This is a genomic window from Enterococcus sp. LJL99, from assembly GCF_054871725.1.
On record NZ_JBTXLT010000006.1, the window covers coordinates 114,369 to 140,138 of the forward strand.

The window sequence follows — 25,770 nt, forward strand, 5'->3', positions numbered from 1 at the left end:
TGATTTCCTCTACTTTACTATTTTTTTCATTATTGCCAATAATGTTCTTACATCCTCAGTTTTCGTATCTCCACTTTCTTGATCAATGATCGAGCTATAAACATGTGGAATTATTTTTTTTACACCAGCATCTACAGCTATTTGAACGATTTCTTCAAAATTATCTAAATCGATACCTCCTGTCGGTTCCAAATAAAAGTCATAGACTGCACAGGCTCTTGCAACAGCTTGATATTCTTCTTTATGCGCAAGTCCGTTCATCGGAAAATATTTCACTGAAGAAGCGCCCATATCTTGTAAAAGTTTGATTGCCGTTTCAATTGGAACTTCCGTTTTAGGTGCTTTACTACTTAATGGTCCCGTAGCGATATTTACATAACCAACTTTTCCTGTAGGAGAAATCAAGCCATTGACTACTGTTTCGTTTTGCCCTAATAAAGCTCGTGTCGCACCAACCCCAGTAAATACTTGATTTACATGTTGCGGTTGTAACTGTTGAGAAATTCGTGAAACCATTTGACTTTGATTTGGGTCGCCAGCACCTAGTCCTACTGAAAGTGCATTGTTCGTTGCTTCTTGATATTTTTTCATATCAACGATGGCAGCTTCATCTGTTTCATAATCTTTTGATAAAACGCCTAAAATCACATGTCCTTCCGCAGCATCATAGCATTCTTGAGCATTTTTTACCGAATTTGCTAATACATTTAAACAAATTTTATTTTCTAAATAATTTGGTGTCAATTTCATTTATTCCGCCTCATTCATTATTTTTTTTATGCGTTGACTAATCATAGCCATTTCCTCATCAGAAACAGCCCGAATATCAAATTCAATGATCCCTTTATTTGCAAGATATTCTCTGGTATAAATAGCAGGATTCTCTTTTTTTAAAGCCTCAATAACTGAACTGGCAGTCTTTTTACCATTGACTTTCACACTGGCACGATAAATATCTCTTCCAGCTCCATCTTTAACAATCGATGCATCGATCAAGGGAATTTCATTTAATTCTTCTATAAGAGGTAGCAATCTTTTTTTCATTATTTCTCCAGATTCAGCTTCCTGGTGTAGGTAATCTTCGATTGCCTGAGTAAAACCTAAAATATTGTCTTTCCCAATTTTCATCGAACGTCCTAACCCTTTAGTTTGTAACCTCGTCCATTCGATATACTTTTTTTTGCCAATCACTAAACCAGCACTTGGACCTTCGATTGCTTTTGCCCCAGAATAGATAACAAGATCCGCTCCATTTTGGCTATATAAAAACAAATCCTCTTCTGCAGCGGCGTCAACGATTAATGGGAGATTGTGTTTCCGAGCAATTTCTGCTGCTTCACTTACCGTTAACATACTTTTTTGCACCGTATGATGACTTTTAATATATAAAATTGCTGCTGTTTGTTCAGAAATCATCATTTCAACATGTTGAGGGGTACAAACATTGGCATAACCTGCTTCAACAAGTTCCCCCCCTCCTTGTTCAACCATCACTTCAACTGGCGTCCCATAATCTACATTATGTCCTTTAGGCAAAATAATCTCTCTATTAGTGAACTTAGGACTGTAAGGATGGTAAAGGTGATAAAAACTTCCTTGACCAATAATGCCTGCGATTGTTTGAACAATTCCAGCCGATGCAGAAGAAACAATTTGAGCATCTTCAACCTGAAGCCATTTAGCTATTTTAGCTCCTGTATGACTTATTAATTCATCCATTTCAAAAAAATGTTGTCCGCCGAAACGTTGAGCTGCCAAAACACTTTCGGAAACTTTTGACACACCTAAAATCGTCATTTTACCTGATGCATTGATTACTTCTTTTAAATCAAGTTTATCATAATTCATTGTCATAAACCGTTCCTCCAATTATCGTTTGAATTGGCTTGATCTGCTGTTTTGTTATACGAGTTTCACCATTCGAATCAACTAATTTTTTTTCTGCATTTACAAAGGAAAAAATCGTAAAATCAGCATCATAGCCCACTTCAACGAGTCCTTTATTTTTCAAACGAAATGTTTTTGCAGGAATTACTGTAATTTTTTCAATGATTTCTTGCCAAGAATAGCCGATTGTTTGTAATTTTTCCATCGTTGTTGCCAAATCATAGACAGGTCCATTTTTACGATTCCGAATATAAATATCTGTACTGATAGAAGTTGCTTTCATCCCTTCTTGAAAAGCAATCTCTGCCACATGAAAATTGAAACTATCTGTTCCATGGCCAATATCAAAAACAACTCCTTTTCTGTAAGCTTCCCATGCAACCTCCTTAATTGTTTGAGAATGATTATCTAAAATCCCGTTTTCTTTCCCATTAAAACAATGTGTCAAAACATCGCCACTATCCATCTCATTTAAAATGTGATCAAGTATTGGTGGTGCAGAACCAATATGTACCATTAAAGGAATAGCTTGATTCTGCTTTTGAATTTTCTTAGCCAATAATAGTGGTTTTAAGTCATTTTCTCCAATCACAGTCTTACTCATACGAGCCTTTATTCCGACAATAAATTCTGGGAACTTATCAATGACTTGTTTTACCAACCTTTCTTGTACTTTACTCAAATCTGCTAATTCATTTTGAGCTACAATTCCCCATTTGGAAATATTGACCAGTGCAAAGACATTTGTTTTTGCTTCTTTAGCTAACTGATAAAAATCACTAATATTTTCAGCACCAGTCGTTCCAGCATCAATAACTGTCGTTACTCCTTTTTCAACGCCAATTTGATCAGGATAATCATAGTATAGAGACATTTTCTCAAAACAATGAACATGGTCATCAATCCATCCCGCAGAAAGATATTGTCCGTTTTTTAATAGCAACGTCTTTTTAGCAGAAGCATTGATAACAGGTTGAATCTGTACTATTTTCCCTTCTTTAACGCCAATATCTATTATTTCACCATTCAACAGATGCGCTTTCTTAATTACTAAATCTAACATCCTCACGCCTACTTTTCTGTAAATTTAAATTTTGTCCAGGGGTGAATATAAGACAAAAGAAATCGTTCTTCAGCAATTATTTCACCAACTTTATTTTTTCGTTCATCACGATGGGGCTTTAACACAACCTGTAGTTCATTTTTATATTTCCCAAAGCGATCATTCCCAATTACAATATCACCAATTTGAAATTCCTCTTGATTTGTATGTTCAGGATTAGCATTTGACTTATACTTTTTCCTAACTTCTGTTGAACGAATAACTTGATCTGTAATATCGCCTCTTCGAACATGTTGTTCATTCAACACAATCGCTTTTTCCATTGAACTACTCTCCTTCAAAAATTCAATCGAAAAAACAGTTTGATACCGATCTACTTCACCTAAAGCACGTAATTCGGCTTCAGAAGCATAGGCATTTCCAATAATTACATCATCAATTAATTCGGTAGCATAAAGATGTTTAGCAGCCACTTCAGCTGACAAATGGCGATGCATTTCTAGAGTAGGCAAGCCATCGTTAATGTCCCAAGGTCCAATAGTTCCTACTTGAGAAGTAATAAAAGCGGCTGTACGTATGCCTGCTTTTTTAAACCGTTCACTACAAGCTTTAAAAAAATCAAAAGGCAAGGCCGTCCCTTCTTGCGGATAAAAATTATGACAGCCATATAAAAATGGACGATTTGCTTTGTAGGTTAAGATATTATCCAAGTAAGCAACATCATTACTCATATTCAACTCAATTGCTAGCCCATAAGGATTGAAGGTTAACATTGCCTCTTTATTTCCGTCAAAACCAAGATCTAAACGAATCCCATCCGCACCTAGTTCGTTAAAAAAAGTCAAATCGTCATAAGAAATAGCTAATTCATCAAAAATGGTTGGTGCCACATCTAACACAACTTCAAAATTTAATTTTTTAGCAAATAAAATTAGTTGTTTAAATCGCTCTTGAACCGCTTCTTTTCCTTCAGTCACTTCTAACATACTCATAAAAATCCGACTAAATCCATACTTACTAGCTAATTCAATATATGCTCGATCTTTTTCACCATCACTATGATCAGGGTACACAGAAATTCCCAAGTTTCTTTTCATTTCGACATCCTTCTTTCTATACTTTCAACTTTTTTCTGATAACTAAACAAAATAATCGAGCTGATAATCGCTGTAGTTCCAACCACTAATAACATACCTATATTTAGGAAGTATCCGATTATTGCCATAAAAATGAGTGTTAAAATTGATAATAAAACCACATAACGAAATTTCAACGAATTGATTAATTTAGGTACTCCTCTATAGTTAAAATAGATTTGCGTGCCGATAAAAAGTGCTATATTTATAAATAAATACATTTTTATTCTAAAAGAACATCAAGTTTACTAAAATAAAAGGATCACTAAAATTATGTTTTTTCCAACTATTTTACTTTTACTCAACGTTCACCTTTCCCAAGTATTTAATTATTACTTGTCGTTTCTTGTTCGATTTCAGCTGCTTCACGCGCTAACTGTTGTTTTTCAAATACTTTGAAGAATGGATAATAGATACCCAATGTAATAAGAAAGTTAACAATCACTAATAAGCCTGCTGCTACACTCCAATTCGTACTCATCCAAGCAGCAATCGGTGCAGGCATCGCAAAAGGTAACCGTGCAACCATCATTGGTACTACTCCCGTAACCGTTAAAACATATGATAGAGTCGTCGTAATCAAAGGTGCAACAATAAATGGAATTCCTAAGACAGGATTCATCACGATTGGTGCTCCAAAAATAATTGGTTCATTAATGTTGAACAAACCTGGTAGTAAAGATAATCGCCCTAAACTTTTAAGATATTTTGATTTAGAAAATGTAAATAGAAAAACTAATGCCAACGTGGTTCCTGCTCCACCAATCCAAACAAACCATTGTAAAAATTGTTCTGTAAAAATATTGGGCATGTTATGAGCATTAGTTCCTGCAGCAAAAGCATCAATATTTTCAGCAATAGAAATATCCCAAAAAGGACGAATAACGGGACCCATAATGGCAGGTCCATGAATTCCTAATACCCAGAAAAAACAAATCAGAAAGACAGTCAACAAACCACCAAATAAACTATTTCCAGCTAAAACACCTTTCAGTGGCATCAATAATTGACTCAAGAACCCATTCAAATCAAATCCAAAGACATGACGAATGACCCAAAAAAGAACTAAAATCACAGCACCTGGTATCAATGCAATAAATGAATTGGATACTTCTGGCGGTACACCATCTGGCATTTTGATTGTAATTTTTTTGACTATAAAAAAACGATAAATCTCTACAGAAATAATAGCGGTTACAATCGAACCGAATAAAGAACCAGAGCCTAAATTCGCAATATTAATATAGCGACCAGCAGTAATGACATTGTTTACATCCTCAAAAACTCTCGTAGGTGGAGCTGCAACAATCAAAAATGACATCAACGCTAAAATTCCTGCAGTCAATGAGTCCAGTTTATAGCTTTTGGCTAATGATGAAGCAATTCCAAATGTCGCATATAACGCTAAAATCCCAACTGTATAACGAAACGGAATATCCAAAATTTCTCGATATGGCTCAATTGCTGCTGCTACTGAATCGATGGGAATATTTAACAAAATTGTAAAAAATGACCCTACGATTGTTAACGGCATTGTCGCTATAATTCCCTTTCGAATGGCAGTCATATGTCTTTGAGAACCCACCTTGTTTGCTAAAGGCATAATCTTTTGTTCGATAACTCCTACAAATTTATCCATTTTCATCCTCCTATTATAACATTATAATGTTTACGAATGTATAATAGCACAGGGAGAGAATTATGTAAATAGAGTTTTTAATGATTCTCATTCGACTACCTGAAAAAGCTTCGGAGTATTCAACTATATTTTCTTGACACAAAATAAGCTACCTAGCATAAAAGTCATTTTTGAGCCTTTCATGCTAGGTAGCTTAACTTGTCTTCACTATGTTTCGTATTCAATATGGTAAGGATGAGTATTCGTATTGTAAATGGCTTCAGAGTATTCAACTAATTTCCCGCGCTCATCTAAAGATTTACGAATTCGTTTCATCGCTATTTTTTCATCTGTTTTCAAAATTTTTTGCTCCACTTCACTTAGAAAAACAGCAGAAAACTCATCTTCAAACTTTTCAATTGTCCGTTCCAATTGATTTAACAACCGATAAAGAGACTCATGATCCAATTCTTTTTTTGAAAATTTTTCCATTTCTTGAGGGAGATAATGAACAAAATAAATATAAGGCTTGTCATTCAAATAATACAAACGTTCAAAACGAACAGCACGTTTTCCAAAGGACTCATAAAGCAACTGATTGTTCTCAATAGTAATCGTTGCTAGTTTTAAGGTCTCTTTACTTACTGTAAGATCAGACTTTTTTAATACTTGAGTAAAGCTAGCTGCCTTCGACAATCGATTATAAGGTCGATTGCTTAAAACCGTTGTTCCCTTACCACTTTTTTTTTCAACATATTCGTCTGTTGCTAATAATTCGATGGCCTTACGGACAGTGATTTTGCTGACTTGAAATAAATCTTCCAACTCAGATTCAGTGGGTAACATTGTTCCCACAGGATATTTTCCAGAAAAGATATCTGCTTTAATTTTATCTGCTACATCTAAATATAATACTTTCGTCCGTTTCATATAGTCACCTTCAATGTTTTCTCTACTAAAGAATACCATCCATAGAAACGGTTTGCAAAAAAATTCGATACTTTTACTAAATAAAGCGAGTAATTGAACAAAAATTCATTCATTACCCTTTTTGACATAAATGGCGTTTAGAAAATTAGCAAAATTCTGATTTCATTACTATTTAACTGAGCCGACCATTCCTTGTACAAATTGTTTTTGTAACACAAAAAAGACAATCGCAGTTGGTAATGTCGCAACCACTAAACCAGTCATAATCATTCCGTAATCCGGTGTATAGGAAGCGCCCATTGCAGATAAAACTAGTGGAACGGTGCGCTTATCTGGAGACTGAAGGGCAACTAACGGCCATAGATAATTGTTCCAACTACTCATAAACGTGATGATTGCCGCTGCCGCATATGTATTTTTTGCTGTCGGCATATAAACTCTAAAGAAAATACTCAATTCATTCAAACCGTCCAAACGAGCGGCTTCAACCAGATCTTTCGGAAATGCCTTAACATTTTGCCGGAAAAAGAAAATCAAAAAGGCTGTACTAATTGATGGTAGAATCACAACAAAAAGACTATTGATTCCAAAAATCGTCCCATTCAACTTTGAAAACATTCGATATAGTGGAATCATCAATGCAGCAAAAGGAACCATCATTGATAACAAAAGAATATTGAATACTTTTTCTTTGTTTTTAGATTTATAAATTTCAAAACCGTACCCCGCCATCGAAGAAATCAGTAATGCCAACACAGTTGTTACGATCGCAATCACAGCTGAGTTCCATAAAGAGTGAGTAAAATTCAATTCATTAGAAAATAGATTTTGAAAGTTAATCATAAAATGATTCCCAATTTTTATTTTGCCAGCGGTAATATCTACCGGCGTGTTCGTCATTCCTAAAATCATCCAAATAAATGGAAAAATCGAAATAAAAGAAAATACGCTTAGTAAAACATATTTAAGGACCAGTAAACTAATCGTTTTCATTGATCTGTTCGGTTTTCTAGTTGCTTCCATTTCACTGTTCCCCTCCGACCTTTGTTTGAATCACAGATAAAATAACAATGAATAATACAATTACAAAAGAAACAGCTGCTGCATAGCCAAAATTAGGTGTAAATTTGTAACTTAAATTATAAATATATTGCGAAAGAGTTAGAGTCCCATTTGCAGGACCGCCGTTAGTAATATTTTGAACTTCATCAAATAGCTGTAATGTCCCAATCGTGGATGTAATTGAAGTAAATAAGATAATCGGTTTAAGATTGGGAATAGTGACTTTAAGAAATTGTTGCCACTTTGAAGCCCCATCAATATCTGCCGCTTCATAGATTTCCGGATCAATGTTTTGCATTCCAGACAAAAAGAAAATCATGTTATAGCCTGTCCAACGCCACGTAATCGCAATAATAATTAGAACCTTAGCCCAAACTGGATGAGTCAACCAGCCAATTGGTGCGTCAATCAAGCCAAAATTCATTAAGAAATTGTTTATAACTCCTGATTGAGAAAATAGACTTTTCATGATTAAAGAATAACTAACCATCGAAGTGATACAAGGTAAAAAAATCGCTGTTCGAAACAACCCTTTACATTTCAATTTCTTGTCATTTAAAAAATTAGAAATAAGTAATGCTAAAAATAACATAATTGGCACTTGAACCAATAAATATAAAAACGTATTAAAAAAAGCTTTTTTAAATGTCGCATCCGTCAACATTCGTTGATAATTCCCTAATCCATTAAATGTCATATTCACAGGAGGACCACTTTGAAATGAAGTAATCAACGCAAAAATCATGGGAATAAAAACCATCAATGAAATCAAAATGACGGGAATAATGAGGAAAGCATCTCCATTTCTAAATAGATCTTTTTTTTTCATTTTTTTATCCTTTCCTTACTAATTATTAGCTAGATTGTCTTTAAATCGATAGTAAAAAAACAATGACTTGATAGTTAAATGAGGTTGCTAAAGAAAATTTCATACGATTATTTCTCAATTAGTCATCAAAAAAGCGACAGAGAATTTTTATTTAAATGATTTTTTCACTTTTATCATTGTTTTTTAAAGAGGTTGGGACAAAGGCGGTTAGCTCCGAGAACCAAGTAGGTACGATGCATCATCGAATCACTACGTTCTTCGTGGTTTATCGCAATAAGAAGGAATTTCCGAAAATGACAAGAAACACGAAAGGTTTCCTTTCGATGTTGAATGATTCCTACTTGGTGCTCTTCAAATTTTTGATAACCGAGTAGGTATTGTGCAACATCAGCTTATTTCATTCGCTGTGTTTTACAATAATTTCGGCTTATTTCTGAAGCCTTCAATTCTTAGAGCTTTAGCTCTTAGAAATTGTTGTGATCAAAGCGCAGCGTAGTAGCTGCTTTTGCACCAATGTTTATCAGGTCATAAAACAATCGCTTAGAATTGAGCAATTGGACGAACCAGCAGTTATTGCGTTCTTTGCAATGAATGATGGTTAGGAAATTGCCGAGATTCTGATTGTTTTCTGCCGTTTGTTCGGTTTTAAGAGATTAAACAAAAGTGTTTTTTACTTTTGTCTCACCCACGCCTACCTTCTTACCATCGGCATCAGTAAAAGCTGCTTCTTTATAGAATAACTGTTTTGGTATTCTAGAATAGAAGCAGCCTGGTTATCAATTTATTTATGCATATATGCTGAAGCTAAATGAACTAATTTGCAAGTTGTGCTTCTACTTGTTTTTGCGTATCAGCTAAAACTTTGTCTGTATCTTCGCCATTGATAATTCGAGACAAGGCTTCTGTAACAACCGATTCGATTGCATACGTTTCATGCCCATAATTAACCGTTGGAATCTCTTCTGTCCATTTTGAAAAATCTTCAAAAACTTTTTGACCACTGTAAAATTCAGAAGGTTCTTGGTATGCTGGTTGATCTTTGGCATTCGTCATAGTTGAAACTAAACCAATTTCTTCAGCTAAAATTCCCATTAGTTTTTCATTTGTAGCAAATGTTTTACTTAAAAATTCTTTCCCTTGCTCTTCACCAGCGACACCTTTTAGTAAATACCAACCTGCACCACCCAGATTAGAAGCTTGCGCTTTTTGTAAATTAGTTGGTAGAGCGGGAATCGGCGCAATTCGCCATTTCCCAGATTGATCCTCAGCACCTTGGATTGTTGAAGAATACCAAGATCCAATTGGTGTCGAAGCTATTTCGCCAGACTGTACAGCAGAAACACCACCGTTCCAATCAGAAGTTTGTTCAACTAAATCTTCTTTGATCAACGTCGCAAAAAGTTCTAATCCATATTTTAATGATTTATTTTTTTCAATCGTCACGGTTTTTCCATCTTCAGCTGTGTACCATTCTCCAGCTTGTTGCATAATCATTCGGACACGGCCTAAATCTGATGGATTAACTTCCGTGATTTTTTTACCTGTTTTCTCTTTAACATCCCGAGCAACTTGTAAATAAGAATCCCAAGTTAAATTCTCCATGTCTTCTTCCGAATAGCCTGCTTCTTTCATTAAATCCGTACGATAAAAATTCGCTGTAACGCCAGAGTCAAATGGAACACCATAAATCTTATCATCTACTTTATTAACCGCAAATTTGTATGGAGCAAACGCCGCTTCATCTACGATATCTGTTAAATCAGCAAACGCATCTGGATAAGAAGTTAAATAACCTTGAATACGGTAATCTTCAATCAGTACAATATTTGGTAACCCATCTTTATTTCCACTAGCCAAACCAGTATTCAATTTTTGAACGATATCATCTTGTGACATCGTAACCACTTCAATATCAACATCTTTATTCTCGTAAATTTTTTTCGCTTCATTGACTGCTTTGATATTGAAGGTTTCATCCCAAGCCCAAACAGTGATTTTATCTTCACTTTTAGCTGCTTTTTTTTCTGAAGAACCACATCCCGCTAACAATGTTACTGCTGCAAAAAAAGCAATCGATCCAGTTAAAATTTTTTTGAGTTTCATTTTTCCCCCGCCTATTCGTTTAGTCACTTAAGTGTATTTTTATAATAACAGAAAAAGAAAGCGTTTACTTATTTTTATGAATACCTCTAGAAAAAATCCAATTATCAGAAAAAAGTACAAATTTTTTTGTTGATTACACGCTAATTTTAGCCAAAATCACCTTGCATTCCTTTTAAATTTACAGTATTTTTAGATTAACAAACGATTGAAAAGTAGGTGACAGAAGTGTTTAACGTAGTACTTGTCGATGATGAAAAAACCATTCTTTCTGGTTTAAAAAACCTGATCAACTGGTCAGAAAATAACTATCATCTAACTGGTATTTTTACAAATCCGTTGGAAGCGCTTGATTTTTGTAAGAAACATAAAATTGATCTACTCATCACCGATTTAATGATGCCTGAGTTGAATGGAATTGACTTAGTCAAACAATTAAAGCAACAGCAAGTAGATCTTCAAGTATTAATTTTATCAAGTTATGATGACTTTCATTTAGTTAAAGATGCCTTTAAAGAAGGCGCTGGAGACTATATTTTGAAACCCAAGCTAAATGCTGAAGTTTTATTGATTGCACTCAAATCACTATCAAAAAAAGTAGCCAAAACAACTGAACTAATTTCTTTATCGAAAGAAGAACAACTTAGTCAATCACTTGGACATTATTTGTCCGAACTAATTCCAGAATTTACATTTGAACTAAATTCATTCGATCACTCGTTATTTTTTTTAATATATGAACAAGCAACAGCTGAAACAACTAAGTCCTTTTATCATTTTTTCAAAACGGAAAAAACACAATTTTCTTCTTCTAGGTTACAATGCTTTTATTATAAAACAAATGAACAGGAACAAGGCATTTTAATCAATACTTCTTCCGAGGAACAGTTTAAACAATTGATTACTAAATTCAAACTGAGCGCTGTCTCCCATAAGGATTACTTTTTTATTTATTCAGAAGCCTTCCTACTATCAGACTTGAGGAATGTTTTTTTAAAGTTGCAAAAACAAAGCAAAGGACAATCTTTTTATTACAGAAATCAATTGATTGTTTCCGTTGACGATCTTGCTCCTTTACTCCCAAGATATGATCATAATACAAATAAATATTTAACAACAATCGTAAATAAAGATTACCTAAGTTCAATTACAGAACTGCAAAATTATATGCAGCTATTGACTTCACTAAAATTGAATCCAACTTACTTAAAACATGAAGCAATCAATCAATTCTATGCATTAATCAGTGTATTAGAAGATGATTATGAAAAAGACAACACCGTTACTTTGCTAAAAGATACTGTTCCTAAACTAATTTCGAAATCGCGGTCTCTTGATGAATTTACTGAATTTGTGATGACAACAATTGAACAACTAAAAAAAATAATTGCACCAACAAAGGGCAATAACTCCGAAGTTTTAACACTAGTTTATCAATTTATTCAAGAGAATTATAACCAAGAAATCAATCTCCAAATGATTTCTGAGAAATACCATTTTTCTTACGGTTATTTATCAACGATTTTTACTGAAAAATATGGTCTTTCTTTTTCAAAATATTTAAAAAAAGTCAGAATCACCAAGGCAAAAGAGTATCTCGTTCACTCAACTCTCTCGCTTTCTGAAATTTGTTACGAAATCGGCTATACCGAATTAGGTTATTTTTCTAGAGTTTTTAAAGAAGAAACGGGTATCACTCCCTCACAATACCGTAAAGGACGATTGAAGAAATGAGTAAAAAATTGAAAGAATATGAATTATTTACGAAACTAATCGTAATCATTTTTATCGGACTTTGTGCACAAGCCATCATCATTTCTTTATTTATCTATCATCGCTCAAAAAATGTGTATATCGAACTTTTCGATAAATCAAATACCGTCGTGCTAAAGAAAATTCAGAAAGATTTCGAGACACTGAATGATTCAATTGAAAATACATTAGCAATGATTGAAGCCAACCCTTCTGTTCATGAATATTTTAGTGCGGATGGCGACTTCTCTTCAATTGATCAGTTTAATCAATTAAGTTCTGTTCAAAAAATGAACACGTCACTTGGAGAAACATTCCCTACAATCGATTATGACCTTATTGTTTACGGAGAAAATGGCCGTACCTGGATTGATAGTGAAATGTTGGTTTCAATCAACGCGACTACTTTTTTTCAATCCGATATCATCAAAACTGTCAGCGAATCACCCTTTGTTACGCAAATGATTTATACAGACTACGGTCTAACTCTGCGTGACAAAAATTCAGAAAGCATTCTTTTTATCAAAAAACTAAAAAATTCCTTGAATCGCGTTTATGGCTATGCAGTCGTTTCCATTTCTGCTGATCAATTAGCAAATCTATTTAAATCCATGGTTAATCCAGAAATATCTGAAATCTATGTGGTCAATGATCAACAAAAAATCATCACTTCAAATGTAACAAAACGGATTGGAACGCAATCAACCTTTCTTGATCAAATCGACCTTAATGAAACAAAAACAACTAGAACTGATCAACTGACTCGTTTAGCTCTTTATCGCCAAAATCTATCTTTAGTCAGTCAAGTAAATATTCAATCGCTGACCAATCAAATGGGTGTCTTACTCCCAATCATTTTATATAGTATTGCTTCAATCCTATTAGTGGGCTTTTTTGTTTTCATCTACTTGAATCGGAATACAAAATCAATTTACCGACTAATCAATTCCCTCAAAAATATTAATAAAAATTCCTTGAAAATAGATGTTCCTGACCAAGGTATTTATGAAGTACAGATTCTTGGTAATACAATCAATCAACTATTAGGAGATTTACATGCATACTATATCAATTCGGTAAAAAACGAACAGAAAAAAAGAACCTTGGAAATTCAAACAATGCAGGCTCAAATTCAACCACATTTTATTTATAATACGCTAACTAGTATTAAATTTATGATTTGGCAACAAGAAAATGAAAAAGCCGTCGAAGGATTAGAAAGTTTTATCGATTTACTTAGAAGTACATTAAGTAAAAAAGAGGAAGTTATTTTAGTCGAAGAAGAATTGCATAGTATTCAAAGCTACATCACGATTTTAGCCTTACGCTATGGCGATAACATCTCAACCAAAATAATGATGCCAGAAGAATTATTATCTTTGTATATCCCAAATATGATTATTCAACCAATCGTAGAAAATGCCTACTTACATGCCTTTCATTCAACCGAACAAGGCTTTATTACAATTTATGGAAAGCTAAAACAAGAGTCATTAATTTTTGAAATTGTTGATAGTGGAGATGGGTTTGATCCTTCCCTATCACAAGAAAAGAAAGTTGATTATTTTTCAGGAATCGGCATGTCAAATGTCAACGAACGAATTCAATTGATGTATGGCGAAAACTACGGTCTTACCGTTCATTCAGTGATTGGTGTAGGTACAACAGTGAAAATTAGACTACCGATTATTCGAACGTTACCTGTAAAAACAGATATCCAGTAAATGAATGCTTTCATACAGCTAAATACTAAAAATGAATAGATAATTATTTGATGATAGGTACAGACTAAAAAAACTGTGGGTGAAACAAAAGTAAACGCTACTTTTATTTCACTCACAATTCTTTAAAAAAATTGATTTTTAAATAAATTTAACTTTTGATATCAACACCATGAGTTAACTCCACAGGTAAATTTAACTCTGTATCACTAACTAAAGTAATAGATACCATTTTAAAAATGGAATTGCGACGAATAATTATACAACTATCATTAAAGTAAAATAAGCTCTGTTGATCCTCTTCTCTATAATTAGAAGTTAGTTTTTTATAATGATTAATGAAATATTCATAATCTGGAACTTGAATCACCAATTCCTTAATGCCAGAAACACCATTTTGATGCATCATTTCAGCTTTCGCCGGCTCTAATTTAGGAACATACGCATCCATAAAAAAAGGGAAACGATAATCTTCGGGAAAACTTAAATTCCATTCCTTCTTTTGATTTTTTGCATCGATCCGTTTCATATGGGTTGGTTTGGAAACTGTAAATCCTTCAGCATTTAATTGTTTAAGATTTTCGAGAAAAGCATCTGGTGGAACACTATCCAAAGCATAATCATTCATCCCTTCTGGAGATGTAGTGTAATTGATATATCTGTCTGCTTTTCCACGATTAAATGTACGAATAATTCTTAAAATTTTTGGGATTAAATTCCCAGTAATTCCGCCCATCGGAGTACTATATAACTCAATAAAAGAACCATCTAGAAAATAAATCATCGCATTCGTTGCTTTACCAGGTAACCCTCCCATCACTACATTAAAGCCAAGTTTTTGATAATCTAAAACTGCTTGTTGTAAATCTGTTACTTTTATTAAAACATGACCAATTTTAAACATTATAGGTTTCGTCATTATTATCTCCACTTCCTAATGAATAATCGAAATACAACATTATTGTAGCATGAGGAAATTTTGAATGCTATGTGTAGGATTGACTAATCGGAATCTTGCAATGTTTCTCAACAAACTTGTTTTCTCTTAAACTTAAAAATAGTACTAAAACTGTGTTAATCAATGAACAACCAAAATGTATGTTCGAATATCACAATGTAACTGCTTTTACAGTTTATTCTAAACTGTTTAAAACTCGTCGTTTTGATATAAAATTCAAAAAAAGAACATTTTAGGCTTTTTCAGTTTACAATGTTGAGTATCTCAACTTAATCAGCAGATAAAAATAAAGATATAGAGTTTCGTAGCTGAACCATCTATTTTACTCTACAGTTATTATGGAAGTAGCTGTGAATCCTCCATCTTCAGTTGTTGCAGTAATTGTTGCAACTCCAGTTTTTAAGCCTTTGATCTTTCCATTACTATATACTTGAACAATTGAATTATCCGAACTTTTGTATGTCACCTTTTTATTAACAGCTGTATCTGGTTCTATTTTAGGATAAAGTAATTTTGATTTTCCAATTGCTAATGTATATTTTTCAGGCGTCATTGTTAAACGACTAACCTTTTTTTCATCAAAGATCCCATAAACATAAATATATTTAATTCTTACAATTGATCCATTTTTTTCCGAGTTTATTTTTAAATCGGGTGTATCATTTGCATCCACGTCAAATTCTATAGTTTTTCTGCTATTATCATTGATATTATAAGTTTTTTTGTTGACTTCTGAAACATTATTCATTGTAAAACTGATATTTTCTCCAGCTATTTTTTGTACATCCAATTTAACTTTATAGCTAACAGGAGCTCCTCTATTACTATACATCCAAAAACTACGTTTGAAATCAAATTCTGAGCTATTTTCATGTAGAGATAGAAGCAAACCCTCTCCGTTCATTAATTCAGTTTTGTAGAATGCAAAATCTAAACCTGATTTAAACGTATCATCTTCATAAAAGCAAGTTAAAGCTACAGAACTAGAAATTTCCCAAGATTGCGTCTTGAAATTATAGTGCTCATTGCCAAAGAATTAAGTAGGATAGTCGAGTGCATTTCCTGTGGGATAATTCATTTCGTTAATAAATTCATCTGAACTGAAATAAGAATCATTGCTCCTATTATAGGCAAGTGGCATTACCACCATACCAGCATTGCCTCTTGAAAATTCATATATTCCTTCAATGGCAGGTATCCCAATCATTTCCATGTACATAAAATTCATTCTTGGTGAAATATCCATCTCTTTAAAAAATACTTCCTCTTGAGCATTTACAAATAATGGAAAAGAAAAAACAGTGACTAAAAACAGTATCAAATAAACTAACTTTTTCTTCATTCAATCCCCCTTTTCTAAAAATATATAGTACAAATTTACTTAGTTCTGCTACTAAACAAGATTATTCTTATCTGCTGATTAAATTAAAATACTCAAAAATAACTTAATTTCATTTTGGTAACAAAAAAAATTTCAACTTATATTTAAAATTATCAAAGTAAGCATAGGTATATATTAGATTCTATTCAACATTTAATAAATTACTAAAAATTAAAATTTACTATCTAATTGTACATAAAAACATTCTTTATAGCAATGATTAATTAGATTAATAAAAATAACTTTCATTTCCCATTTAGTGTAGTTAATTCCATAAAAAAAGCCCAAGTTTCCTAGAACATTACATTCTACAAACTTCAGCTTTCTATAATTCAAATGTTCCTTACTTAATCAAAAATGAAAACTCATGATTTTCTTCTGCACTAATCCTATACTCTTCTTCGACATCCGCACCCCAACTATCGATTCCACCAACACCTCTGACCTTAGCAAGCATCAGCAATACCGTTCTTCTTTCTGGAGGTAACTCTTCAATATGCGTCGCGTTTTCCAATTCTTCCGCTTTAAAAGGCAATGCTGAAAACGCAAAGTTACCCGTCACTTCTTCAAAACGTAATGAAAATTCTTCATTTGTGCGATCCACATTATTCAACGTAGAATCTCTCGTAATTTCCACCCATTTTGTCTCCATATGAACGCCACAATCTTGTGGAACCAAGTACGGTGTCACAGGTAATCCTTGAATTTTATACTGCCCAAGGATACCTCCAGCCATTCGATCTGGGTATGTTTCTCCAGATAATCCTTCATACTCAAAATACTTCGCTTTAGTCGGCATAATAAAACGTAATCCTAATAACGGTAATTCTGGTAATCCAGCTTGTCCAAAATAGTTCATCGTGACTTTGATCGTCCCATCGCTTGCTACAAAATAAGAGACATCTACAGTCGTACTAGGTTTAGTATTCGTTGCAAGTGAAAAAATGATTTCTAGTGTTTCCGCATATTCAGTATTTGAATACTGATTATTAGTTGGTGCTAACGGTTTTTCGATTTCTTGACCATCGACACGTACAGCAATGTCTTTGACTTGAAGATACAAATCAGCTCCTAGCCACATAGCCGATTTAAAACCAAAGCCACTTCCTCGATCGTTATCTGTCAACGCACGCCAAAAAGTAGGGAGTGTTTCTCTGTATAGCCATTCTTTCCCATCTTTATTTAACGATTCAAGACCTCCTCGTGTATAAGAAAAAATATAGTGCCAATTTGAGCCTTTTACACCTAACGTACAATCACCAAAGATGATTTTTAGCTTAGTTACTGTATTTTCCATAATAATACCTCACTTCCTGGAGAGCAGGTTTTTCTTGTCCATCAGCAAAGACGATTCCATCGCCTGAAAATTCATAATCACTTGGTTTATCATCAAAATCGCCACCATAACGCATCACATCTCGCCCGGTAAGCTCGTCTTTGACCAAAATTGCTTGATCTTTAAAATCCCAAATATAGCCACCTTGGTAGGCAGGATAGATATCTAACAGATCCATATAAGATTTTAAGCCACCTAACGAATTGCCCATATCATGCATATACTCACATAAAATAAAGGGCTTGCGACCATCATTCTTAAAGTAATCGATGATTTCAGCAGGTGTTGCATACATGCGGCTCTTCATATCCGAGATCGTCGTTTCAAAAGATGGATTTGGAAAATTCCCTTCATAATGGACCAAACGTTCTGGATCCACTTGCTTAAAATACTCATTCATTTTTCGAATATTTTCTTCCGCATAAGACTCATTGCCTAACGACCAAAATAAAATACTCGTATGATTTTTAAATGTTTCAAAATTCGCCTTTGCTCGAGCTAACACGACTGCTTCCCATTGAGGAAAAGCACCTGGGACATTATAAGATGGCTCTACTGCGCCCATTTTTTGCCAAGAACCATGCGATTCCAAATTCGTTTCTGCCATCAAATGAATCCCAGCTTGGTCACATAAAAAATACCAAGGGATTTGATTAGGATAATGAGCGGTTCGAACACCATTGATATTTGCCTTTTTGATCGTCTCTAAATCGGCTTCCATATCTGAGCGTGTGATTGCACGACCAGTTTGCGGATTCCATTCATGTCGATTCACTCCATTTATGATCAATCGTTTTCCATTTAAGGACATTACCTTATCTTTTAATTCAATCGTCCGAAACCCAAATGGATAAGTCACAAATTCGTTTGTTACTCCTGTTCCATCAACTGTTTCAAGTTCAAGTGTATAAAGATTCGGTTGAAAATGATCCCAACGTAATACATTTCTAAACTCATCTGTCTTAAGCGTCATTTTTTCATTAAGTGAATGTTCTGCTTGATAAATCGAATGTCCTTGCGTATCCAAAATAACCAAGCGAACACAACTACCTGCTTGAACTTGTTGAAATTGTAATTCAAGATCAACTGTTCCATGACAATAATTTGCATCTAAATGGGGCCTAATCCACAGATCCTCTAAATGATTTTTTCCTTTTCCAAGTAAAACGACATTACGAAAAATGCCGAAAAAACGAAAGAAATCTTGATCTTCCAAAAAGGCTGCAGTGCTTCGTTTATGAACTTCTACCGCAAGAACATTTTTCTGTTCTAAATAGGGGGTCAAATCAAACTCAGTTGGAGTAAATGAATCTTCCGCATAACCAACAAAATTTCCATTTAACCAAACATACATCGCTTGTTCCACACCTTCAAAGCGAATCGTAACCTCTTTATCTTTAAGTCCAGCTTCTAATTCAAATTCTGTTAAATAAGAGCCAACTGGATTATATTCTGCTTCGGAAAACATCCCTTGACCATCACCAGCTTGTTCACTAGTAAAAGCCGGTCTTCTAAATTCATGCCCTTCCCACGGATACATCGTATTGATGTAGTGGATTTTATCATAGTTTGCTAATTCAATGTGACCAGGAACAGTAATCGTATCAAACAAATGCGCATCAAATTCTTTCTCAAAAAAATGACTTGGTCTCTCTTGCGCATTTTTTGAATAGTGAAAACGCCATTCACCATTCAACGATTGTTCTCTAGAACTTTTTTGTTTTACTTCTTCCCTTGAAGCAAAACATTGATGATCACTACGCGGATCTAATTGATTCACCTTAAATACTTGTGGATCATCTAACCATGTGATTCTTTCCTTCATGTTTGACAACATCCTTTCTTAATTTGAAGCTATCTAAAAGCGCTTATCAGACAGATACTAGTTTTTTAATTCAACACGCTAAAAAGAAAACGCTTTTATTTTCTTATAATTCCTGTATACTGTTTACTAAACACTTTTGTCAAGAGAATTTTTACAAGGAGTGAATGAAATGGTCGGAATTAGAGAGGTCGCAAGAAAAGCAAATGTCTCACCAGCAACTGTTTCCCGTGTATTAAACCATGATAAAACCATTAGTGTCGCCGAAACAACCAAAGAGCGCATTTTTGCAGTTGCTGCCAATTTAAATTATGATATCAATCAACGAAAGTATGTAAAAAAAAGATTGCCTTCAATTGGAATTATCTCAACTATCAGCCAAAAAGCAGCCGCCGAGGGCTACTATAAAGAATTACAAATTGGATTAGAGGAAGAAGCACGAAGACTTCATCTAGGAATGAATCGGATTTATCATCTTCCAGATAGCCCTAAAAAATGGACGGATTTAGACCAGCTAGGCGCGATTATTATTATTGGAACGGTCACAAAAAGCGCCATCAATAGTATCTTAGCTCAAAATAAACAGCTAATTATCGTTGATAATCCAGAAATACAGCAAAATGTCGATATGGTTTACGGTGACCTAGAACGGATGACTCGTTCTGTTTTAGAATTATTTTTAGAAAATGGTCATCAAAATATTGCCTATATCGGTGGAAAAAAAGCTGATTTTAACGAAGAAGGACAACCAACCATTGCAACTCATGAAAAAAGAACCCAAACTTACTTACGTTTTATGGAAGAAAATAAACTTGAACGATTTATTGATTGCCGTTTAGGTGCTTGGGATGAAGCGAGTGGTGAACGATTGACACGACAATTACTGGAAACAAGCGACAATAGACCCACAGCTTTATTATTAGGAAATGATTTAATGGCGGCTGGAGCTTACAACGCAATTCAAGAAAAAAAACTAACGATTGGCAAAGATATTGTACTCGTTAGTTTTGATAATCTTGAATTAACAGAAAAATTAACGCCTAAATTGACTAGTGTTCAAATCAACGCAAAATCAATTGGTAAAACAGCCGTTCGCTTAGCCCTTGAACGAATCGATGCTATTCGTGAAGAAGCAATCATTGTGACCTATCCGACGCAACTGATTGTAAGAGAAAGTTTTATTCCTATTAAATAAAAAAAGAAATTGACAGAAAACAACATAAACAGTGCTGTTTCCCGTCAATTTCTTATTATAAAAATAACGTACGGTTCAGATTTAGAGCATATTTTTTAAATGGTACTCTGATTATCAAAGTTATAAAACAAACGTCTTTTTCTTTTGTCTCATCCTCATTAAAAAGAAAAGGGGTGTGAAGGACCTTCTTCGGAAATAAGGCGAAATTATTGTAAAACCCAGTGAATGAACTGAGTGGATGTTGCACAATATCTACTCGTTTCTCAGAGCTATCCACTTTTATTCCAATCTTATTTCACATTCCTTGCAAGTTGCTCTAACTGTTCACCAGTCACACGAAAGACTGTCCATTCATCCATTGATTTGGCGCCCATTTTTTTATAGAATTCAATCGAAGGCTGATTTTCATCTAAGCACCACCATTCTAAACGGCCATAATCTCTTTTTAAAACAATCTCGGCCAAGAAAGCTAGCATTCTTTTTCCAATTCCCCGACCTCGATAAGCTTCTTTCACATAAAGATCTTCTAGATACAATCCTGGCTTCCCTAAAAATGTCGAAAAATTGCTAAAAAATAAAGCAAAAGAAATGGGAATTCCGTCAATTTCTCCAATAATGACTTCAGCTTTCTTATCTTGAAACAACGATTTACGCAAAATCTCTTCTGTTGCGACAACTTCATGTAATAGTTTTTCGTAATCTGCCAATTCCTTGATCAATGTTAAAATCAATGGGATGTCTTTTTCTACCGCAAAACGAATTATTAACTCATCTGCCATTTTCAATTGCCAACTCCTTTCACAATATACAACTATACTTGTAGAAAATTTTACTTATAATACACTTCGTCAAGAAATAATCCTTGCGCAGGTACTGTTATTCCTGCCTCACTTCTAATTTTACGCTCGAATATCTCATCAATCATTTCAATTTCCATTTCTCCTGAACCGATTTCTACTAATGTTCCCATGATGATTCGAACCATCTTATGCAGAAAACCATCACCAATAAATGTGAAATGAAGAAGCTTTCCTTCTTTTTTTACCGATAATTCTTCAATTGTACGAATCGTTGATTTTTTAGACTTTTTCAACGCAGAAAAACCAATAAAATCATGTTTTCCAATTAATTTTTGACAAGCCTGTTCAATTAATTCAAGATCAAGCTTTTGTGCATACTGAAAACTAAAATGACGTTCAAACGCTGAAGGAATTGGATCATTCCACAGATAATAGCTATATTTTTTTCCCTTTGCATTATAACGAGCATGAAATCGCTCTGACGCTTCTTCTACTTTTTTTATCACAATATCTTGCGGCAAATAACGATTTAAGAAATCAGTCATTTCAGGTAACTCCATTGAAGTTTCTGTCTTAAAATTAGCTATTTGTCCTTTCGCATGTGTTCCAGCATCTGTCCGACCGGAGCCAATAATCTCAATTTTTTCGCCAGTCATTTGCTTCAAAATATTCTCGATTTTCCCTTGAATTGTTTTGTCAGAATTTCCTAATCTCTGCCAACCAAGGTATCTCGTTCCATCATATTCAATTGTTAATTTGATATTTCGCATACTCTATACGCTCCTCGATTTTTCTGATGAATGAAATTGCACAAATCACTTATCGCTTAAAATCAATACTAAAAATTTTTTTTGATCTGTAAATTGTACAACACGTTAACAAATAAGTTCAATCCTTATTATACTTTATCATGGATAAGTTAGACTACCCGAACATTCTCTAATAGACGTTGGAACAAATCATCACTTTTTATTGATTAGAATAAGCGAATGTAGAACACTTAAATATAGAACGACTTGTGAACTATTCGTTCTATTTACTTAGTGAGTGTTGACTCATTTTCTTTTTTGTCCTCAAGAAATTTGCTAACAATATCTACTCAACTCGTTTACTTTAATCCATACTTTTTCTCCTCAAAAAAAGATGTTTTTATAAAGTATTCATTTTCTTCTTTTCTACAAGACTTTTTTGAATAATGGCTTAAAATAAAGGTTTCCAAGTACTTCCGACTCATTTTTCTAGTGATTTTCCTTTCCTTTTTTTGCATTAACTAATTATTGATTTTATAATCATCTCATAAATAAAGAATCAGTCAAGGAGGCGAATCAGATGAAGCCAAAAAAAATTATTTTATACTTCGAATGGTTAATCATTCTAATTTTTTTATTAATCGGAAAAACAACTTTTGCAGTTGAAGATAGCAGTGTCTATTCTGATTCGATCACTTCTACAACTGTAGCAGAATCGACTCAATCAAGCGCTAGTTCTAGACTAAATAAGACTTCTGAAAACACAGATAGTTCTACTTCATCTGAATCAACAGAAACTTCTGAAGAAACAAGTAGCACGTCGGAAACAACTCAATCTTTGGATCAACCAAAAATTTCTCCTCGTGCCGCATTACTTGCAACAACTGGTGATGGTAGTCAAAGCAATCCTTTTCTAGTCGGGAATGAAACAGATTTAGTAGCGGCTTTAGCCGCTACTCCAGCGGGAGGAGGTAGCCTATATATCCAACTAACAGCCGATATTACTGGAACAAATTGGGCAGCAAAATTTCAATTTATTCAAAATTCAGTGATTGATGGTAATGGTCATTCCTTCTTATATCAAGGAACAAACTATACTGGTTATCAATTTTACGTTTCCAATAAACCAAATTTGACAGTGACTTATAAAAATGTAAACTTCGGCAGCCAAGAATATCCAAATAGCAATTACTATGGGATTATGCATACTGTTGGTTCAAGTACAACAAACTTTACGCTAAATATTGAGAATGTTAATTACTATGTGATTAACGGAGCGCAACCCTTCCAATTTGCAGGCGGAACAGGATCTTCAATCAATTTTAGCGGTACAAATAATTTTCAAATGCCAAATGCCACTGGAACAGGTGGAGAATTTACTGAAGGAGTTCAAAATGTAACAGTTAAACAAGGTAGTAAAACAACAATCAACCACCTTAATAATCAAGAAACGATATTTTTTAGAGCGAATGGAAATGCCGGACAAATGCATTTAACAATTGAAAATAATGCTAGCTTGGAAATCCAAAGTATCAAACGTTACATGTTTACAGCTTCCGCTCAGCCACAAATTACGGTTGGACAAAATGCTCATTTAAAATACAACAGAATAAATGCAACGAACAATTTCGATGTCAACAGTAATAGCAGTGGTGCTACGTTAAATTTTGGCGAAAATTCAACAGGTGTTTTTCAAAATACTGGTACCATCGATACCGGATCAAATGCTTCTAATTTTGTGGTTAATGCCAACCATCCAAATTATATTATTTTTCGAGATACGACAGTTTCTGGAACAGGCTCTTTTTTATCTGCGACAAATAGGTCAATTCAATTTAATCGAACAGATTCAACCACAACGAACGCATACAGTTTATTAGCCTTAGGTAGAGATAATCAATTAACCACATTAAATACTTTTCAGCCAAGTTCCACATACACATTGCTAGGTTCAACGGTTACTAATCATTCAGGTGTAGTTTATCAAGAAGACCTATCTATCGAAAACTCAGTGAGCGCTATCAGTGATACGTCCTCCAATGCAAGTAATATCGATGCGCATATTGAACAAATCACACCTGCTAATCGAGATTTAACCAATGTCACTTATAAATTAGGAAGCCAACGCTTGTTTAGCTCTACTCAAACGATAACTGATGCCACTGCACAAACTGCCATTACAAATGCAACTACAGGTACAAGTGGATTTATTCAACAAAAAGACATCCCCATCACAGGCTCAACTGGCAGTAACTTTAATCTCCAAACAGCTACGGCTGTGCAATTTGAACAGTTGAAACCAGGAACTTATTATCTTTACACTCGCTTGTCCGAAATCATTGGAAAAGAAGATGGTAGCGCGCCCGTTGCAGGTTTTGGAATCACAACCAAATGGGTTGAAACACAAGTTGATGTTTCTTCGGTTATCAATGTTTCTTTTCCAGTTGAATCTTTGAACTTCAATACCAGCAAAGTTGGTACATTTGGAAAAGCAGAAAATGTTGATGGTGGCGCTAAAATCACTAATAATAGTAATGTTCCTATCGGTGTTACTCTTCAATCGGTAAAAGAAAATGAAGAAAATACCGTTAAGTTAGTTGATTCTTTTTCATCTTTACCAAATCAAGAATTAATTCTGCGACTAAATACGACATATGATTCAAGTGGAACAAATGGTCCTATTTGGGGTCCTTTATCAGATGACTATTCTGGAAACCAAGAATTGAACCTTCAAGAGTTTTGGCAAGGAAATACAGCTGCTACGATTTTTTTAGATGGCAATTACTCTGGTCCGCTAACTAGTCAACAAAAAGTTAATTATCAATTTACATTCTATTATGAAGACTTAAGTCAATAAAAAGGAGAAAGCTCATGAAAAATAAAACTGAGGAAAAAAAAGACAATAAAAAGAAATGGTTGTTACTTCTACTTTTACTGTTATTACTTGCTGTTGGTGGCTATTTTGTTTATCAAAAATACTTCAATCCAACAGAGCCTGTATCCGTGATTAGTGGTGATTTTCTTCCAGATGGGAAAAATGCAGCTAAAATATCTGATAAAGATTTGGAAAAATTCGCTCAAGTAGCTGTTGATAGCAGTAATTTCAATATGGTCATTGGCTCAAAAGCTGAAATCAATACCTCCAACATGAGTGGTTCATTATTGATTCAAAATCCACCACAAAATGCATATCCAATTAATGTAGAGATTCGCTTAGATGATGGTGGAGATCTTATCTATTCCTCTGGTGCCATTCAACCAGGAGAAGAAATCAAACAAGTAACACTTGATAAAACATTACCAAAAGGTAGTTACAAGTCCACTGCGACTTTTAGCTTATATAATGCAACAACGAAAGAAAAACAAGGTCAAGTTTCTGCAGGCGTTACATTTAATGTCAAATAAAAATCTAACAAACAGAGAGGAAGATT

General features: G+C 34.0%; 20 protein-coding genes and 1 pseudogene. 5 read left to right on the forward strand and 16 right to left on the reverse strand.

The features are described 5' to 3' along the window. Positions 1-9: 9 nt before the first annotated feature. The 9 genes and pseudogenes from dagF to ACYSNW_RS10685 form a co-directional block, all read right to left on the reverse strand. On the reverse strand, positions 10-750 hold the full coding sequence (gene dagF / locus ACYSNW_RS10645) for a 2-dehydro-3-deoxy-phosphogluconate aldolase (protein ID WP_461744479.1): 741 nt from the start codon (positions 748-750) through the stop codon (positions 10-12). Next, on the reverse strand, positions 751-1,854 hold the full coding sequence (locus ACYSNW_RS10650; protein ID WP_461744480.1) for a DgaE family pyridoxal phosphate-dependent ammonia lyase: 1,104 nt from the start codon (positions 1,852-1,854) through the stop codon (positions 751-753). Further along, positions 1,838-2,950, reverse strand: coding sequence for an amidohydrolase/deacetylase family metallohydrolase (locus ACYSNW_RS10655; RefSeq protein ID WP_461744481.1), 1,113 nt, complete (start codon positions 2,948-2,950; stop codon positions 1,838-1,840). The genes ACYSNW_RS10650 and ACYSNW_RS10655 overlap by 17 nt, the downstream gene beginning before the upstream one ends. Positions 2,951-2,958: 8 nt before the next feature. Then, entirely contained in the window at positions 2,959-4,047 is a 1,089-nt protein-coding gene (locus tag ACYSNW_RS10660) for a DUF871 domain-containing protein (RefSeq protein ID WP_461744482.1), read from the reverse strand. 364 nt (positions 4,048-4,411) lie between these two features. After that, positions 4,412-5,725: a PTS sugar transporter subunit IIC gene (locus ACYSNW_RS10665; protein ID WP_461744483.1), complete on the reverse strand. Its 1,314-nt coding sequence runs from the start codon at positions 5,723-5,725 to the stop codon at positions 4,412-4,414. A 207-nt stretch (positions 5,726-5,932) separates the two neighbouring features. Beyond that, positions 5,933-6,634, reverse strand: coding sequence for a GntR family transcriptional regulator (locus ACYSNW_RS10670; protein WP_461744484.1), 702 nt, complete (start codon positions 6,632-6,634; stop codon positions 5,933-5,935). A 168-nt stretch (positions 6,635-6,802) separates the two neighbouring features. After that, positions 6,803-7,609 (reverse strand): annotated as a pseudogene (locus ACYSNW_RS10675) (carbohydrate ABC transporter permease); the annotation flags it as partial. Between the two features lie 49 nt (positions 7,610-7,658). Continuing rightward, positions 7,659-8,525, reverse strand: coding sequence for a carbohydrate ABC transporter permease (locus ACYSNW_RS10680; protein WP_461744485.1), 867 nt, complete (start codon positions 8,523-8,525; stop codon positions 7,659-7,661). Between the two features lie 813 nt (positions 8,526-9,338). Beyond that, the gene (locus ACYSNW_RS10685) at positions 9,339-10,628 is read right to left on the reverse strand and encodes an ABC transporter substrate-binding protein (protein ID WP_461744486.1); all 1,290 of its coding nucleotides are present in this window, start codon (positions 10,626-10,628) and stop codon (positions 9,339-9,341) included. A 225-nt stretch (positions 10,629-10,853) separates the two neighbouring features. On the opposite strand from ACYSNW_RS10685, the gene ACYSNW_RS10690 reads away from it, so the two are divergent. Both ACYSNW_RS10690 and ACYSNW_RS10695 read left to right on the forward strand, forming a co-directional pair. Then, positions 10,854-12,359: a response regulator transcription factor gene (locus ACYSNW_RS10690; RefSeq protein ID WP_461744487.1), complete on the forward strand. Its 1,506-nt coding sequence runs from the start codon at positions 10,854-10,856 to the stop codon at positions 12,357-12,359. Continuing rightward, complete coding sequence (locus tag ACYSNW_RS10695; protein WP_461744488.1) at positions 12,356-14,101, forward strand: sensor histidine kinase; 1,746 nt, start codon at positions 12,356-12,358, stop codon at positions 14,099-14,101. Before ACYSNW_RS10690 ends, ACYSNW_RS10695 begins: the two co-directional genes overlap by 4 nt. A 148-nt stretch (positions 14,102-14,249) precedes the next feature. On the opposite strand, the gene ACYSNW_RS10700 is transcribed toward ACYSNW_RS10695, so the two are convergent. The 5 genes from ACYSNW_RS10700 to ACYSNW_RS10720 all read right to left on the reverse strand — a co-directional run bounded on the left by ACYSNW_RS10700 (position 14,250) and on the right by ACYSNW_RS10720 (position 19,598). Beyond that, positions 14,250-15,017: a VOC family protein gene (locus ACYSNW_RS10700; protein ID WP_461744489.1), complete on the reverse strand. Its 768-nt coding sequence runs from the start codon at positions 15,015-15,017 to the stop codon at positions 14,250-14,252. A gap of 361 nt (positions 15,018-15,378) precedes the next feature. Then, positions 15,379-15,888 (reverse strand): Ig-like domain-containing protein, encoded by a 510-nt coding sequence (locus ACYSNW_RS10705; protein WP_461744490.1) that lies wholly within the window; start codon positions 15,886-15,888, stop codon positions 15,379-15,381. Positions 15,889-16,092: 204 nt separating this feature from the next. After that, positions 16,093-16,398, reverse strand: a complete 306-nt coding sequence (locus tag ACYSNW_RS10710; RefSeq protein WP_461744491.1) for a hypothetical protein — start codon at positions 16,396-16,398, stop codon at positions 16,093-16,095. 382 nt (positions 16,399-16,780) lie between these two features. Further along, positions 16,781-17,734, reverse strand: a complete 954-nt coding sequence (locus ACYSNW_RS10715) for a beta-galactosidase small subunit (protein ID WP_461744492.1) — start codon at positions 17,732-17,734, stop codon at positions 16,781-16,783. Further along, positions 17,715-19,598 (reverse strand): glycoside hydrolase family 2 TIM barrel-domain containing protein, encoded by a 1,884-nt coding sequence (locus ACYSNW_RS10720; protein WP_461744493.1) that lies wholly within the window; start codon positions 19,596-19,598, stop codon positions 17,715-17,717. The genes ACYSNW_RS10715 and ACYSNW_RS10720 overlap by 20 nt, the downstream gene beginning before the upstream one ends. Before the next feature lie 169 nt (positions 19,599-19,767). Between ACYSNW_RS10720 and ACYSNW_RS10725 the strand changes: the two genes are divergently transcribed. Continuing rightward, a complete protein-coding gene (locus ACYSNW_RS10725; protein ID WP_461744494.1) occupies positions 19,768-20,790 on the forward strand; it encodes a LacI family DNA-binding transcriptional regulator in 1,023 nt (340 codons plus the stop codon). Between the two features lie 290 nt (positions 20,791-21,080). On the opposite strand, the gene ACYSNW_RS10730 is transcribed toward ACYSNW_RS10725, so the two are convergent. Both ACYSNW_RS10730 and truA read right to left on the reverse strand, forming a co-directional pair. Next, positions 21,081-21,569, reverse strand: coding sequence for a GNAT family N-acetyltransferase (locus ACYSNW_RS10730; protein ID WP_461744495.1), 489 nt, complete (start codon positions 21,567-21,569; stop codon positions 21,081-21,083). 50 nt (positions 21,570-21,619) lie between these two features. Continuing rightward, positions 21,620-22,360: a tRNA pseudouridine(38-40) synthase TruA gene (gene truA / locus ACYSNW_RS10735; RefSeq protein WP_461744496.1), complete on the reverse strand. Its 741-nt coding sequence runs from the start codon at positions 22,358-22,360 to the stop codon at positions 21,620-21,622. Positions 22,361-22,919: 559 nt separating this feature from the next. Between truA and ACYSNW_RS10740 the strand changes: the two genes are divergently transcribed. Both ACYSNW_RS10740 and ACYSNW_RS10745 read left to right on the forward strand, forming a co-directional pair. Beyond that, positions 22,920-25,196, forward strand: coding sequence for a hypothetical protein (locus tag ACYSNW_RS10740; protein ID WP_461744497.1), 2,277 nt, complete (start codon positions 22,920-22,922; stop codon positions 25,194-25,196). Between the two features lie 14 nt (positions 25,197-25,210). Further along, positions 25,211-25,744, forward strand: a complete 534-nt coding sequence (locus tag ACYSNW_RS10745) for a hypothetical protein (RefSeq protein WP_461744498.1) — start codon at positions 25,211-25,213, stop codon at positions 25,742-25,744. Positions 25,745-25,770: the final 26 nt, after the last annotated feature.

Coding starts and splice junctions, on each gene's coding strand:
- dagF (WP_461744479.1), bottom strand. CDS start 750: ATGAAATTGACACCAAATTATTTAGAAAATAAAATTTGTTTAAATGTA.
- ACYSNW_RS10650 (WP_461744480.1), bottom strand. CDS start 1,854: ATGACAATGAATTATGATAAACTTGATTTAAAAGAAGTAATCAATGCA.
- ACYSNW_RS10655 (WP_461744481.1), bottom strand. CDS start 2,950: ATGTTAGATTTAGTAATTAAGAAAGCGCATCTGTTGAATGGTGAAATA.
- ACYSNW_RS10660 (WP_461744482.1), bottom strand. CDS start 4,047: ATGAAAAGAAACTTGGGAATTTCTGTGTACCCTGATCATAGTGATGGT.
- ACYSNW_RS10665 (WP_461744483.1), bottom strand. CDS start 5,725: ATGGATAAATTTGTAGGAGTTATCGAACAAAAGATTATGCCTTTAGCA.
- ACYSNW_RS10670 (WP_461744484.1), bottom strand. CDS start 6,634: ATGAAACGGACGAAAGTATTATATTTAGATGTAGCAGATAAAATTAAA.
- ACYSNW_RS10680 (WP_461744485.1), bottom strand. CDS start 8,525: ATGAAAAAAAAAGATCTATTTAGAAATGGAGATGCTTTCCTCATTATT.
- ACYSNW_RS10685 (WP_461744486.1), bottom strand. CDS start 10,628: ATGAAACTCAAAAAAATTTTAACTGGATCGATTGCTTTTTTTGCAGCA.
- ACYSNW_RS10695 (WP_461744488.1), top strand. CDS start 12,356: ATGAGTAAAAAATTGAAAGAATATGAATTATTTACGAAACTAATCGTA.
- ACYSNW_RS10700 (WP_461744489.1), bottom strand. CDS start 15,017: ATGACGAAACCTATAATGTTTAAAATTGGTCATGTTTTAATAAAAGTA.
- ACYSNW_RS10705 (WP_461744490.1), bottom strand. CDS start 15,888: ATGTATAGTAATAGAGGAGCTCCTGTTAGCTATAAAGTTAAATTGGAT.
- ACYSNW_RS10710 (WP_461744491.1), bottom strand. CDS start 16,398: ATGAAGAAAAAGTTAGTTTATTTGATACTGTTTTTAGTCACTGTTTTT.
- ACYSNW_RS10715 (WP_461744492.1), bottom strand. CDS start 17,734: ATGGAAAATACAGTAACTAAGCTAAAAATCATCTTTGGTGATTGTACG.
- ACYSNW_RS10720 (WP_461744493.1), bottom strand. CDS start 19,598: ATGAAGGAAAGAATCACATGGTTAGATGATCCACAAGTATTTAAGGTG.
- ACYSNW_RS10725 (WP_461744494.1), top strand. CDS start 19,768: ATGGTCGGAATTAGAGAGGTCGCAAGAAAAGCAAATGTCTCACCAGCA.
- ACYSNW_RS10730 (WP_461744495.1), bottom strand. CDS start 21,569: ATGGCAGATGAGTTAATAATTCGTTTTGCGGTAGAAAAAGACATCCCA.
- truA (WP_461744496.1), bottom strand. CDS start 22,360: ATGCGAAATATCAAATTAACAATTGAATATGATGGAACGAGATACCTT.
- ACYSNW_RS10740 (WP_461744497.1), top strand. CDS start 22,920: ATGAAGCCAAAAAAAATTATTTTATACTTCGAATGGTTAATCATTCTA.
- ACYSNW_RS10745 (WP_461744498.1), top strand. CDS start 25,211: ATGAAAAATAAAACTGAGGAAAAAAAAGACAATAAAAAGAAATGGTTG.